This is a genomic window from Thalassovita mediterranea, from assembly GCF_001458435.1.
Classification (GTDB): domain Bacteria; phylum Pseudomonadota; class Alphaproteobacteria; order Rhodobacterales; family Rhodobacteraceae; genus Thalassobius; species Thalassobius mediterraneus.
The window spans coordinates 14677-28082 of the sequence record NZ_CYSF01000001.1; the positions used below are offsets into that span (position 1 = coordinate 14677).

The 13406-nt window shown below is 59.5% G+C and carries 11 protein-coding genes, 1 other RNA gene and 1 riboswitch; of the genes, 5 read left to right on the forward strand and 7 right to left on the reverse strand.

Going from position 1 to position 13406, the window contains the following annotated elements; genetic code table 11:
• Nucleotides 1-125 precede the first annotated feature (125 nt).
• Nucleotides 126-626: a phosphatase domain-containing protein gene (locus tag TM5383_RS00095; RefSeq protein ID WP_058317015.1), complete on the forward strand. Its 501-nt coding sequence runs from the start codon at nucleotides 126-128 to the stop codon at nucleotides 624-626.
• 3 nt (nucleotides 627-629) lie between these two features.
• Here TM5383_RS00095 and rsgA read toward each other — a convergent pair whose 3' ends face one another.
• The 3 genes from rsgA to TM5383_RS00105 all read right to left on the reverse strand — a co-directional run bounded on the left by rsgA (nucleotide 630) and on the right by TM5383_RS00105 (nucleotide 3905).
• Nucleotides 630-1766 (reverse strand): ribosome small subunit-dependent GTPase A, encoded by a 1137-nt coding sequence (rsgA, locus tag TM5383_RS00100; protein ID WP_231724971.1) that lies wholly within the window; start codon nucleotides 1764-1766, stop codon nucleotides 630-632.
• 119 nt (nucleotides 1767-1885) lie between these two features.
• Nucleotides 1886-1984: signal recognition particle sRNA small type (gene ffs, locus TM5383_RS16470), an RNA gene on the reverse strand.
• Nucleotides 1985-2075: 91 nt separating this feature from the next.
• A complete protein-coding gene (locus TM5383_RS00105; RefSeq protein ID WP_058317016.1) occupies nucleotides 2076-3905 on the reverse strand; it encodes a bifunctional metallophosphatase/5'-nucleotidase in 1830 nt (609 codons plus the stop codon).
• 244 nt (nucleotides 3906-4149) lie between these two features.
• On the opposite strand from TM5383_RS00105, the gene nudC reads away from it, so the two are divergent.
• Both nudC and TM5383_RS00115 read left to right on the forward strand, forming a co-directional pair.
• Nucleotides 4150-5112, forward strand: coding sequence for an NAD(+) diphosphatase (gene nudC / locus TM5383_RS00110; RefSeq protein WP_058317017.1), 963 nt, complete (start codon nucleotides 4150-4152; stop codon nucleotides 5110-5112).
• A gap of 54 nt (nucleotides 5113-5166) precedes the next feature.
• On the forward strand, nucleotides 5167-5634 hold the full coding sequence (locus tag TM5383_RS00115) for an SRPBCC family protein (RefSeq protein ID WP_058317018.1): 468 nt from the start codon (nucleotides 5167-5169) through the stop codon (nucleotides 5632-5634).
• A 58-nt stretch (nucleotides 5635-5692) separates the two neighbouring features.
• Here TM5383_RS00115 and TM5383_RS00120 read toward each other — a convergent pair whose 3' ends face one another.
• The 4 genes from TM5383_RS00120 to TM5383_RS00135 form a co-directional block, all read right to left on the reverse strand.
• Complete coding sequence (locus TM5383_RS00120; RefSeq protein ID WP_058317019.1) at nucleotides 5693-6460, reverse strand: FadR/GntR family transcriptional regulator; 768 nt, start codon at nucleotides 6458-6460, stop codon at nucleotides 5693-5695.
• Between the two features lie 119 nt (nucleotides 6461-6579).
• A complete protein-coding gene (cobO, locus tag TM5383_RS00125; RefSeq protein WP_058317020.1) occupies nucleotides 6580-7188 on the reverse strand; it encodes a cob(I)yrinic acid a,c-diamide adenosyltransferase in 609 nt (202 codons plus the stop codon).
• A gap of 98 nt (nucleotides 7189-7286) precedes the next feature.
• Complete coding sequence (locus TM5383_RS00130; protein WP_058317021.1) at nucleotides 7287-7664, reverse strand: hypothetical protein; 378 nt, start codon at nucleotides 7662-7664, stop codon at nucleotides 7287-7289.
• Between the two features lie 93 nt (nucleotides 7665-7757).
• Nucleotides 7758-11213, reverse strand: coding sequence for a chromosome segregation SMC family protein (locus tag TM5383_RS00135; RefSeq protein WP_058317022.1), 3456 nt, complete (start codon nucleotides 11211-11213; stop codon nucleotides 7758-7760).
• Between the two features lie 218 nt (nucleotides 11214-11431).
• Nucleotides 11432-11647, forward strand: a riboswitch (cobalamin riboswitch).
• A gap of 175 nt (nucleotides 11648-11822) precedes the next feature.
• On the opposite strand from TM5383_RS00135, the gene cobW reads away from it, so the two are divergent.
• Nucleotides 11823-12917 (forward strand): cobalamin biosynthesis protein CobW, encoded by a 1095-nt coding sequence (cobW, locus tag TM5383_RS00140; RefSeq protein WP_058317023.1) that lies wholly within the window; start codon nucleotides 11823-11825, stop codon nucleotides 12915-12917.
• A complete protein-coding gene (locus tag TM5383_RS00145) occupies nucleotides 12914-13381 on the forward strand; it encodes a GNAT family N-acetyltransferase (RefSeq protein ID WP_058317024.1) in 468 nt (155 codons plus the stop codon). The genes cobW and TM5383_RS00145 overlap by 4 nt, the downstream gene beginning before the upstream one ends.
• Nucleotides 13382-13406: the final 25 nt, after the last annotated feature.

A 13406-nucleotide genomic window follows, 5' to 3' on the forward strand; every position in this document is an offset into this window, starting at 1 on the left:
TACCGGATAGGCTAGGTGCGGGGTCGATCACAGAGGCTTGCACCGTTTTCCAATGCGCCCCATCATAGCCTTATTGATTATCCAGTTTCTTCGCCCGCGTTTCGGCCCGATGGGAGGCAACGCCAATGTCTGATTTTGTTGTGCATGCCCTGACCGTGGGCGGCGGCATTCTTGCGCTCTGCCCGTTGCCGGGGCGGGGTGGGGCCTATGCTGCGGATCTGGCGCATCTGAAAGAATGGAAACCGTCGATGCTGATTTCCCTCGTCACCGAGGTGGAATTTCTGGCCGAGGGCGCGACCACATTAGGCGCTGATATCTCGGACGCGGGCAGCCGCTGGGCACATTTGCCGATCACAGACTACGGCGTGCCGGATGAGGCGTTCATCGAACAATGGCCAGAGGTGCGCGATGCCGCATTGGCCGCCTTGCGCGGTGGTGGACGTGTGCTGGTGCATTGCATGGGCGGCTGTGGCCGATCCGGCATGGTGATGCTGCGATTGATGATCGAGGCGGGGGAAGCCCCTGATCAGGCGTTGGCGCGGCTGCGGCAGGCACGGCCCTGCGCGATCGAGACAGAGGCGCAGATGCATTGGGCCAAAACCGGGCGGCTGTTGCGCGGTGGTTAAGCCTTAGCGGTTGCGCCCCTTGCCGCGTCCTTTGCCACCCTTGCTTTTGCTGCCTTTGCTGTTGCCTTCGGTTGGCTGGCGTTTGCCCTTCATCCGATATTGCGCCTCTAGCGTTGCTTTGTGCTGGCGGGTGATCTCCTTGGCGCGCCGCCGCGTCTGCCCCATGGTTTGGGAATTTAGCTGATCCTCGGCATGCAGTTTGCGCCAGCGGTCCAGCCGTGCCTCTGATATTTCGCCCGCATCCATTGCGGCCAGAACGGCGCAGCCGGGTTCTGACACATGGGCGCAATTGCGAAACTTGCAGGCGGCGGCTAGGTCGGTGATATCATCGAACAGTTCGGCAATGCCGCTGGCCACGTCGTGCAGACCCAGTTCCCGCATTCCCGGCATGTCGATCACCATGCCGCCCGCATTGGCAAAATGCAGCGAGCGGGAGGTTGTGGTGTGCCGCCCCTTGGCATCGGTTTCACGGATACCAGCGGTGGCCTGCGCCGCCTCTGTCAGCGAATTGATCAGCGTCGATTTTCCCACGCCGGAGGACCCGACAAAGGCCACCGTCTGACCCGCGCCGCACCAGCGTTCCAGCGTGGCGACACCATCGGTGGCGGTGGCGTTGATGCACAAGACGTCGGCAAACTTGGGCGAAATACCCTGCGCTTCTTTCAGGTAGCGATCAGCTTCATCGGTGAGGTCGGATTTGGTCAGCACCAGCACCGGCGTCACATCTGCATCCAGTGCCAGCACCAGATAGCGTTCGATACGGGCGGGATTGAAATCTTCGTTGCAGGAGGTGGTAATGAACAGCGTGTCCAGATTGGCAACCAGCAGTTGCGATTTCGCCTCTACCCCCGCCGCGCGACGGCTGAGTTTTGAATGCCGGTCCAGAACGCGGCGGATCATATGGGTTTCTGGGTCGATCAGGATCCAGTCGCCCACGGCTAGATCCGAGGCGCTGATGTCATTTGGAAAGACCAGCCGTGTCAGCCCATCCGCGCCCAGTCCACGAGCCAGACTGCGCTGTACTGTGGCGGCGCGCACAGGGATCAGGCCGGATTCGGTTTGGCCCGAATCGGCCTCCGCCTCGATTTGATCGGCGAAAAACGGGCTCCACCCCAGATCTGCAAGGTTATGGACGCTCACGGGAACCTCTTGGTTGCGCATCGGTCAGTGCTGCGCAGCATGCGTGTTTTGCCCGCAAGCGCAAGCAAATGCACGGCCGCGCTGCGGCGTATGCCAAATTCACTGCGTTTGGGGGAAGTAGGTGAGAGGCTGGACAACGACCCAAGCGGGGCTCGTTACGGCTGCTTCCTTCCGGATCTGACCGGGTTGGCGAGGCGCTCGCCCGCGCCAACCTCTCAAGGGCGATATAGGTCAGGCAGACGCCTGTTGCAAGAGCTTGTATTTCGTTCAGTCAACAGCTGGGAACAGCTTTCCTTGCATCTGTCTTAGCTAGATATGCAGTTTCAGTGTCAGAGTGCCCGGCGGCTGGGAGGCCTTCAATTCGGGTTTGAGATGGGAGATTTCGTGCACATATGGCAGGCACGTGACCAGATTGGGGACGGTGACAGACGTGGCGCCAATACGGCAGAACTGCCAGATTGGTTCGGGACGAAGATGTTGGGTCCGCGATGGATCTTTGGCGATATAATTGGCCACTATGTCAGTGATGTTCTGATCCGACGTAGCCAGCCAATGGTCGGGGCCCAGATGTGTAACACCGCCCGCGCCACCCATGCGGAAGCTGTTGCTGGCGACGATTACCGTCTGATTGTCGGCGAGCGGCATGCCTTGCCAAGTGATTTCCTGCACTCGCCCGCCCATCGGTGGCAAGGTCAGGTCGAAACAGTAGTTAAGCCCCCAAAAGTGGTCAAACATGTGACCTGGTCGGGTAAAATCCAGCAACGGCTGATCGGGAATGCCCGGCTTTATGGTGTTGAAATTCTGGGCGCTACTTTCGATCCAAAGACGCAATTCGCGGCCCGTTAACTTCGCCAGGCACAGCTGATCGCGAAACGGGTACAGTTGATCTAGATGATGATGTTTCAGGGCGCCTGCGGGGATGTTCAGGAAATGCTCATCACCGGCCAGACCACCGGATTTGAAACAGGACGCGGCCGCAATCAGCGGCAACTCAGCTTCGGGGCGCCCTTGCAGTAGGGGCTGTGCGGCATGGGCCAATGCACGGGCAACCAGTTGAACGCTGGCATCGTTGTGGAAACGGCCAAAGTGGGTGTGTAGCGGTGCATCTGTGATGGCAATCGCTGGGGCAGATCTTTGGCGCGCTGCCTGATGATAGGGCGCAATCAGGTGTTGGTATTCGGCGGCAAACTCCTGCGCTGCAAGCAATGCGCAGTTTGATGATTGAATGCGCCAGCCTGCCTCAGTCTTTTGTAGTGTCAGGTCGATTTGGCCCAAATGGCTGCCATAGGCGCCGGGCATGGTGGCAGGCCGTCCGGCCAGACGTCCGCGTGTGTAGTTGATGTGTGCATAGCGGGCGCGATCTGTCCGACCCACATCAGGAAAGAGATGATGCTGATGGCCGCACAATAGGACGTCGACATCGGCCGTTTGCGCCACATCCAACGCCGAGGTGTCTGGTGGGCCGATTGTGGTTGACCCAACCCCTATTCCTGAATGTGTCAAAGCGACAATCACATCAGCCCCCGCCTGACGTAGCTGTTGCGCTGTGCTTTGTGCGGCTTCTGCGATCGGGGCGAGTTTCAGGCATTCTTGATGTCTGGGCAGCGACCATTGCGGTGTGTGTTCCGGAGTTAGTCCCAGAACGCCAATCTTCACCTCTCTGGTCGTTCCGTCGCTGCATCGCACGGTACGCCGTAGCATCAATTGATCAGGCAGGTGGCGCAGCGGTTTTGCCGCGCCCTCGGCGCAGATCAAATTGCTGAGGAGCAGCGGAAACGTCATTTGATGCAAAGCCGCAGGAAGCGCCCCAAGGCCGTGATCAAATTCATGATTCCCCAACGCCGCAGCGTCGAAACCCAGTCGGTTCATCATGCCGATAATCGGGTGTCGCCCCAGTGGTTGTTGGGCACGCGCGATTTGATCTGCGGCACGAGGGGCGCTGATCGGATTGCCAAAGAGGAAATCACCGCTGTCAAACAGCAAACAACAGTCCACCTCATCGCGTTGACGATGGATCAGATGGGCAAGATGCGCCAAACCGCGATTGTTGCCATCGCGGTCTTGGTCATAGTCATATCCGTGCAATTGCCCATGCAAGTCTGCAGTGTGCAAAATCCGGATCTCGCCGGTTGGCGGCATTAAAGCATCATAAGATTTGTCCGACGCGGGTGCGGCGGAGGGCGTGGGGGTCGGGGTCAATGATTTAATCCTAAAATACCACCATTAGTAGTAATGTGGTGGGCGCAAGAAAGTCTAGGTGTATTTGCAAAAGCCCACTCGCCCTAGAGCGGAGTGGCCTTGACCGCGCTTTGTTTCTTTCCCTTCGGTGTGACTGCGCATAGGGTCGGCTATGCGACGAATAGGGGGCCTAGGGGGGAAACGGGTGAAACTAGCAGAGACAGTGACCTTTGGTGGTTCCGGACTAGATCGTGCGGCGGCACAACGTGGTGAGGTCGATGCACTGCTGCGTGCTGTAACCAGCCGCACAATTGTTTTGTGGCGTGGCAAACCGTTGGTTTTAGACCCTGATGGGGACGCTCAGGTGTTGCGGCTGCCTTTGGATCATCCCGCTTTGCACATGGCCGAAGAGGCCCCGATCTTTTTGGGCATCGAAGAAGGCGGCGCGGCGATTTTTGCGCAGGATATCTCCAGTTGGCACCCCATTGGCGCCGAAGATGCTGCGATTGATGCATTTGCGGATCGTTCACGCCAACAGCACCCCGAACTGCCGGATGCGCTGTTTGTTGAGTTGCGCATGGTCATGTCAGCTCTGTCGTCGCGTGATGCGGAATTGGTGGCGACAGCGCTTGCTCTTTTCAACTGGCACCGCAGCCATGGTTTCTGTGCGCGTTGCGGTGCTCCCAGTCATGTGGTGCAGGCAGGGTGGCAGCGCAATTGCGATAGTTGCGGCGCCTATCATTTCCCCCGCACTGATCCGGTTGTCATTATGCTGATCACGCGCGGCAATCAGGTGCTGATGGGCCGGTCACCGGGCTGGCCAGAGGGGATGTATTCGCTGCTAGCGGGGTTTGTCGAACCGGGCGAAACCATCGAAGCGGCCGTGCGCCGCGAAGTTTGGGAAGAGGCTGCGGTAAAGGTTGGGGTGGTCCAATATGTGGCCAGTCAGCCCTGGGCTTTTCCGAATTCTCTGATGATGGGATGTGCGGGCGAAGCGCTGAGTGAAGAGATCACGATCGACCCTAACGAGATCGAGGATGCCTGTTGGTTCAGCAGAGAAGAGATCATGCAGGCATTCGCAGGACGTCATCCGCATCTGAAACCAGCGCGAGAAGGTGCAATTGCACATTTTATGTTGCGAAACTGGCTTGCAGATCGCATGGATTGATCGGAAACTTCGTCCCGCGACACGTCGAAACACAAGCGAACAGTAGGCAATTTAATGATTTTTTCTGCCAAAGAAGATGTGAATGTACCGATTGACCACGTCTTTGCCATGATGACAGAGTTTGAGACATTCGAACGCGCTGCGCTGCGCCGTGGGATCGAGGTTGAACGCCGTGATATGTTGCCTGCCACTGGTGAGGGGATGGAATGGGATGTCACCTTTGACTACCGTGGCAAACTGCGCGAAGGGCGTTTGACGCTGACCGAATTCGATGCGCCGAATGTCCTGCGGTTCAAAATGGATGGGCAGGGTCTGGGTGGCCGTGTTGACATCGAACTGGTGGCGATGTCGCGTGATCGCACCCGTCTATCGCTGGAATTGGTGCTGGAAGCACACACACTGTCGGCACGTTTGCTGCTGCAATCGATGAAGCTTGCACGCACCAAGCTGAACAAGGGGTTCCACACCCGCGTCGCAGGGATGGCGACCGATCTGGAAGAGCGTTTCCGCGCCATCGCATGATGGTTTGGCAGGTAATGCAACAGAGAGGAGAGGCGGCAGTTTTGCCGCCTTTTTTAGTTTAGCGCGATTGTTCGTGCTGGAACCGCTGCTGAGCGACCCGTTCGTTGCGTTCGCTTTTGTTCAGATCCTGCAGCGTGGTACGGACGTAATCCAAATGCGCCTCAACCGCGCGACGTGCGCCTTCGGCATCGCGGGACTGTAGTGCATTGTTGATTGCGCGGTGCTGGGTCAGCAGGGTGTCACGGGTAGTGCGCTGTTTGAACATCATCTTGCGGTTATAAAAAACGCCTTCACGCAGCAGCTGATACATCGACCGCATCATGTGCAGCATGATCACGTTATGGCTGGCTTCGATGATCGACAGATGGAAGTCCGCATCCAGTTGCGCTTCGTCATCCGGATTGCGTTTGGAATGGGCACCTTCCATTTTGTTGAAAATGGTTTGGATCACTTTCAAATCGGTGTCTGATGCCAGTCGCGCCGCGCGTTCGGCGGCCAGTCCTTCCATGTCACGGCGGAAAGAGATGTAGTCAAACACCGCCTCATCATGGTTGGCAAACAGCTTGACCAGTGCATCAGAAAATGCCGATCCCAGCACGTCCGCAACATAGATCCCGGATCCCGCCTTAGAGGTCAGCAAGCCCTTGTCCTGCAGGTCCGAAATCGCCTCGCGCAGCGATGGGCGTGACACGCCCAATCGGTCGGCCAACTCGCGCTCAGCAGGCAGTCGTTCGCCCGGGCGCAGGATGCCACGCAGGATCAACAGTTCGATCTGCCGCGTCACCGCGGTGGAGAGTTTTTCGGGCTGAACTTTCTGGAAGGGCATCTGTCACCTTTTAGCAATTGGTCAATTTATATGACCAGCATTGGTGGCTGACAAGCAGGGGATTGGTCAGGTGCGCATCGGATGTGGTGCGCACCTTGGGTTTGTTCGTTCGGGAGCGCTTAAAACTCCACCCCGATCTGTGCCTTGATACCTGCGCGGAAGGGGTGTTTGACCAGCTCCATCTCAGTCACCAGATCGGCGGCTTCGATCAGTTCTTCTTTGGCGTTGCGACCGGTCAGGACCACGTGGGTCATGTGCGGTTTTTCTTCCTCAAGGAATTTCACCACCTCGTTTACGTCGATGTAGTCATAGCGCAGCGCGATGTTGATTTCGTCCAGCAACACCATCTTGTGGCTGTCATCGCGGATCAGCTCTTTGGCCTTTTCCCACGCGGCCTGCGCCATTTCCACGTCGCGGTCACGGTCCTGCGTTTCCCAGGTGAACCCTTCGCCCATGGTGTGGAAGGAACAGGTGTCGGAAAACTTGCCCAGAATCAGATCACGTTCGCCAGTGCTCATCCCGCCTTTGATGAACTGCACCACGGCGCATTTCATGTCGTGGGCAATGCAGCGGAAGATCATGCCAAACGCGGCAGAACTTTTGCCCTTGCCCTTGCCTGTGTTGACGATGATCAGACCTTTTTCGTCGGTCTTGGTGGCCATGATCTTGTCACGGGCGGCCTTTTTCTTGGCCATTTTCATTGCGTGACGGTCGCTGTCGGCAGTCATCAGCTCGATCTCCTGTCGCGTGTATTTACTGTTCGCGGTGGAGTGTGGTGTGTTTGGCGCAGGGGCGCAAGAGCCAAAGCTGCGCTACCCCCGGTAGGTCATTCGGTGGTTTTCACCGGAAAGCGTTGGCCATCCGCCGTCAGCACAACCAACCGGTCGCTGCTTTCCACGATGCGGTCGCAGCGCGTCACCTCGGTGATGAAATCGACGCAGACCACACTGCCCTCCATCGTGCGCCACATGCCGTGCCAATCGCCGCCACCGGCATAGGTCCATTGATAGGTGCCATCACGTTTATAAGCAGAGGTGCCGCCGTCAAAAAACACCAGCGTGCGGCCTGTGAGCCTGTCCTGTAGGTCGGATTGGCTGAGCAACGTATCGCTGTCGCGGTCAGGCCAGACCTGGTCCTGCGCTAGTATCGGGCCTGCCATCAGCGCGGCCACAGCGGCCCATTTCACTGTGTTCAATATCTGCATTCTCCACCTCCTGTTCCCAATGATCCTGACACGAGTTGAGGCGAAATAGGGTCACAATACGGTGACGTCGGGGTGATGGCGATGCAGGATCGATTAGGCGACCAGCGCTTCGGCTTTCTTCAGATCAACACTCACCAATTGGCTGACGCCCTGTTCCTGCATGGTGACGCCGAACAGGCGATCCATCCGTGCCATAGTGACCGCGTGGTGGGTGATGATCAGGAAGCGGGTGTCGGTGCGGCGGCACATTTCATCCAGCAAATCACAGAAGCGCGTCACGTTCGCATCATCCAGCGGCGCGTCCACCTCGTCCAGCACACAGATCGGCGCAGGGTTGGCGAGGAACACGGCAAAGATCAGCGCCATCGCGGTTAGCGTCTGTTCCCCACCAGACAGCAGCGACAGCGTCGACAGTTTCTTGCCCGGCGGTTGGCACATGATTTCTAGCCCCGCGTCCAGCGGATCGTCGCTTTCGATCAGTTCCAGATTGGCCTCGCCGCCGCCAAAAAGGTGGGTGAACAGCAGTGAGAAGTTGGAGTTTACCTGTTCAAACGCTGTCAGTAGCCGTTCGCGCCCCTCTTTGTTGAGGTTGGCAATGCCCGACCGCAGCGCTTTGATCGCCTCTTCGAGATCGGCTTTTTCATCGACCAGCGACCCGTGCTCTTCGCGCACTTCCTTGGCATCTTCCTCCGCGCGCAGGTTGACCGCGCCGAGGGCGTCGCGCTGGCGTTTCAGGCGGTTTACGTCCTGTTCCAATGCCTCGGCATCGGCCATGTCGTCGGGGTTTACATCCAGCGTTTGCAGCAGCGCCTGCGGCGTGACCTGCATCACCTCATCAATACGTTCAACGGTCAGGGCAACGGTTTCGCGGGCGGCCTCTGCGCGGGCCTCTGACCCTGCGCGGGCTTCGCGGGCATCCGATGCGGCGCGTTCCGCGTCGCGCTCGCCCTGTTCGGCCAGTCGCAGGGCATTTTCCGCCTCTGCCAACACATCTGCGGCTTGTTTGCGACGATCCTCTGCAGTTTCAATCGCCTCGCCCAACTCCTCGCGCTTTTCCGCGATCTCTTCGGGCATGGCCATGGCTTCGGCCAGTTCTTCTTCGCTTTCTTCCTTGCGCTCTGCCAATTCGGTGCTGCGCTTGGAGGCGGTTTCCAGCCGGTGTTTCCAACCAGAGATTTCTTTGGTCACCTCTTGGGTCCGACGCAAACGCGCTTCACCCTCGCGGCGCACCTCATCATGGGCGGAGCGTTTGGTCATCATGGTCATCCGCGCGGCCTCAACCGTCAGCTTCAGATCCTCGATCGCGGCGCGGGCCTCTGTTAGATCGTCCAGATCCTCCATCGCCTCTTCGGCCTCAACCACACGCTCGCGCGCTTCCATCGCCTCATCCTCATGGCGTTCCACCGCCATGCCGAGGCTTTCGAGTTTTGAGCCCGCCAATGTCATATCCGCCTCTGCCCGCGACAGTTTGCGGGAGGCTTCATTCACCAGACGATCCGCATCACGGCGCGCCTGACGCGCGGCCTGATCGGCGTTGGTCAGGTCGGCCAAACGCTGTGTCAGCGCTTCATGGGCGGCACGGGCGGCGTCGGCACGACTGTTGGCGTGTTCGGATTGCTGCTTCAATTCTTCCAGTCGGTTCAGCTGTTGCAGGCGCAGCGCGGCTGCCGACGGCGCATCCTCGGCCCAGGCGCGGTAGCCGTCCCAACGCCACAGGTCACCCTCCATCGACACAAGGCGCTGACCAGGCTGCAATAGGGGTTGCAGACGCGGCGCATCCTCTGGTTCGATCAAACCGATTTGATCCATCCGGCGGGCCAGAACATCAGGGACCGAGACATGGTTGGACAGCGCAGGCACTCCGTCGGGCAGAGGCTGCACCACCTCATAATCCGGCAATTCCGTCCAGCCAGAGGGGCCATCCCCCTCTACCTGCGGGGCGCGCAGATCATCGGCAAGGGCCGCGCCCAGTGCCTTTTCAAAGCCCATTTCCACCTGCAGACGGTCAAGGATCTGGCCACCCTCTGCCGTGTCACGCTCCAGCAGCTTCGCCAGCGCCGTGACCTCTGCCCGTAGTGCGTTCAGCTCACCCTCTGCCTCAGACCGTTCGGCGCGCACATCCGCTTCGCGCGCTTGGGTTTCGGCGCGGGCGGTCTCTGCCTCCAGTAGGGTCTCTTCGGCGTTCTCAGCCGTGGCCTGCGCGATCTCTGCCTCTTCCTCAGCGGTGGCGAAATTCGCCTCTGCCTGCTCCGACGCCTGCTGTGCGGCGGTGACGGCATCGCGGGCTTTCATCGCCTCCGCCTCGGACCGCGCCAGCGTGCGGCGCACATCATCCAGCAGGCGCTGCGCCGATTGGTGACGGGCGGACAGGCGCGCAACATCTTCGGTTTGTTGCGACATCTCTGCCTCACGCTCTTGCAGGATGGCAGCGGCCTCTTGCGCCATCTCTGACGCGATCTCTAGCTTGTCCTCATGACCTTCGCTGGCCTTTTGCAACTCCCGCGCTTCCCACTCCAGACGTTCGATCGTTTCGCCAGCGTCACGGTTCAGGCCCGCCTCACGCTCGATATCCTTAGCCATCTGCAGGATGCGGTTTTTCAGCGTCTCAATAGATTGCAGCGCTTGGGCTTCCTGATCCTTTAGCGTGTCACGCTGCACCATAAGGCGTTGCAGGATCGCGGCGGCAATCGCCTCTTCCTCCCGCAAAGGGGGCAGGCCTGCGTCCAGTTCTTCGCGCATCTTGGCGATTTTGCGCGCCTCGGCCTCAGCCTGTGCAGCGGCGGTCACGCGGGACCGCAGCTCTTCCTCAGCCGCCAATCGCGCTTCATCCGCTTCGCGCCAGCGACGGTAGAGAAGCAGACCTTCTGCCTTGCGCAGTTCCTCACCAATGGTCCGATAGCGGGCCGCCTGTCGGGCCTGACGGTCCAGCGTCGCCAGTTGGCTGGCCAGTTGATCCACCACGTCATCGACGCGGGCCAGATTCTGCTCCGCGCCCTTCAGTTTCAGTTCCGCCTCATGGCGCCGCTGATAAAGGCCAGAAATGCCCGCCGCCTCTTCCAGAATGCGCCGCCGCGCCTTTGGTTTGGCGTTGATCAGTTCCGAAATTTGCCCCTGCCGAACCAGTGCAGGCGAATGCGCCCCGGTGGAGGCATCGGCGAACAGCATCTGCACGTCACGGGCGCGCACGTCCTTGGTGTTCACCTTATAGGCAGATCCCACATCGCGGGTGATCCGGCGGACGATTTCCAGCTGGTCGTCATCGTTAAACCCCGCAGGCGCCAAGCGTTGCGAGTTGTCGATGACAAGGCTGACCTCTGCATAGTTTCGCGCCGGACGGGACGAGGCGCCGGCGAAAATCACATCCTCCATCCCGCCGCCGCGCATGGCCTTGGGGCGGGTTTCACCCATCACCCAGCGCAGCGCCTCCAGCAGGTTCGACTTGCCACAACCGTTCGGCCCAACCACACCGGTCAACCCGTCCTTGATCAACAGATCGGTCGGATCGACGAAGCTTTTGAAGCCGGTCAGTCTGAGTTTCGAAAACAGCAAGTGGCGCGGTATCCCTGCGGTGGCCTAAATATGATTCCAATGATCATTGATCCTGAGTGGTCACGAAGGCGTGAGTCAACGCAATGCCCCTGTATTTCGACTTATCCTGCCAGTTATCCACAAAATATTGCGGTTTTGCGGGAAAACCCCTGCGAATGGACGTCGTTTTTAGTCCCCGACGTTGCGCAAACACGCTTGACCTCTGGGGCGCATTCACGCGATCAAATGCCTCGTATGGTTTCTGTGCGCCGCTGTCGCGTGCAGGACGAAGAGGGAATGTGGAACGGGCGATCCAAGTCGGAGCCTGCGACCACAGCCGCCCCCGCGACTGTCCGCGGTGAGCCACTGTCACACTGCCACTGAGCATCCGCTTGGGAAGGCGACAGCGGTGTTGATCCGCCAGCCAGGAGACCTGCCATGCGCAGATATAACCTGATCCGTCGGGGATGACGGGTGACGAGGGAAGACGCCCGAAGGTCGCACGTCTGCGCGACCGCTTTGGGCGACCAACCTCTGGCGCCGCACCCCCGCACTGATTACATAGCCGAAAACCGGTCTGCACGCCGCAGGTTCCGCAGTCATTGCCGCCCAAAGAGAGGGAACAGAAATATGCCCGCCAAGATCCCCGCCACCGTTGTCACAGGTTTCCTGGGCGCCGGGAAAACCACCCTGATCCGCAACATGCTGGCCAATGCCAACGGCAAACGCATTGCGCTGATCATCAACGAATTCGGCGACCTGGGCGTGGATGGCGATATCCTGAAGGGCTGCGGCGATGAAACCTGCACCGAAGATGATATCATGGAACTGTCGAACGGTTGCATCTGCTGCACCGTGGCCGAAGATTTCATCCCAACGCTGGAAAAGCTGCTGGACCGTGATCAGAAGCCGGACCACATCGTCATCGAAACCTCTGGCCTTGCGCTGCCGCAGCCGCTGGTCCGCGCCTTTAACTGGCCCGAAATTTCGACCCGCGTGACCGTCGATGGCGTTGTGACCGTGGTGGACGGCCGTGCCGTGCATGACGGTCAGTTCGCCCACAACGTCGCCGCGGTGGATGCGCAGCGCAAGATGGACGAAAACCTAGATCATGAAACGCCGCTGTCGGAACTGTTTGCCGATCAGGTCACCTGTGCCGACATGATCGTGGTCAACAAATCCGACCTGCTGAGTGAGGATGAGGCATCCGAGCTGACCGCCAAGCTGAAATCCGAAAGCCGCTCTGGCGTGCAGGTTGTCAAAGCGTCGATGGGTGCGTTGCCGGTGGATGTGCTGTTGGGCCAAGGCGTGGGGGCAGAGGGCGACATGGACGCCCGCCACGAAAGCCACCACCATCACCACCATGATGACAATCATCACCACGACGATGACCATCATGATGATCACGACCATGATCACCATCACCACCACGATCATGACCACGACGCCTTTGAAAGTTTCGTTGTGGAACGCGCCGAAGTGGCCGACCCCAAGGCGTTTGCTGATCAGGTGGTGTCCGTCATCCGCGACCACGGCATCTTGCGCCTGAAAGGTTTCGCCGCGGTCGAAGGCAAACCCATGCGTCTGACCCTGCAGGCTGTTGGCCCGCGCATCGATACCTATTTCGACCAACCCTTCGGCAGTGCGCCGCGCCAGACCCGTCTGGTGGTGATTGGTGAATCCGGCCTGGACCGCGCCGCAATTGAAAAGGCGCTGCAGGCATGATCGAAATCGCGCAGGAATCACCGCTGACCGATGACGGGCGCGCCCTGCTGGCCGGGTCCGACGCGGCCCTGCGCGCGGTCTATTCGGCTGACGAATGCTTCACCCTCGATCCAGAGGAACTGGTGGATGACAAAATCACCTTCCTCGTCGCCCGTGAGGGCGGCGCGGCATTGGGGTGTGTGGCATTGGTAAATTGTGGCGACTATGGCGAGGTCAAACGCCTGTTCGTCACGCCCGAAGCACGCGGCAAGCAATTGGCCCAACATCTGATGGACACGCTGGAAAGTCGCGCCATCGCGCTGGGGCACACATCTGTCAAACTGGAAACCGGTGACAAACTGGTTCCGGCGGTCGCGCTATACAAACGTCTGGGCTACAGCGTTTGCGGCCCGTTCGGGGACTACCCCGAACATCCCGCCAGCCTGTTTATGACAAAACCGCTGGTGCCGGCGGTGGTTGCCTGAGGCATGGGCGCGCCTGCCTCAGCAA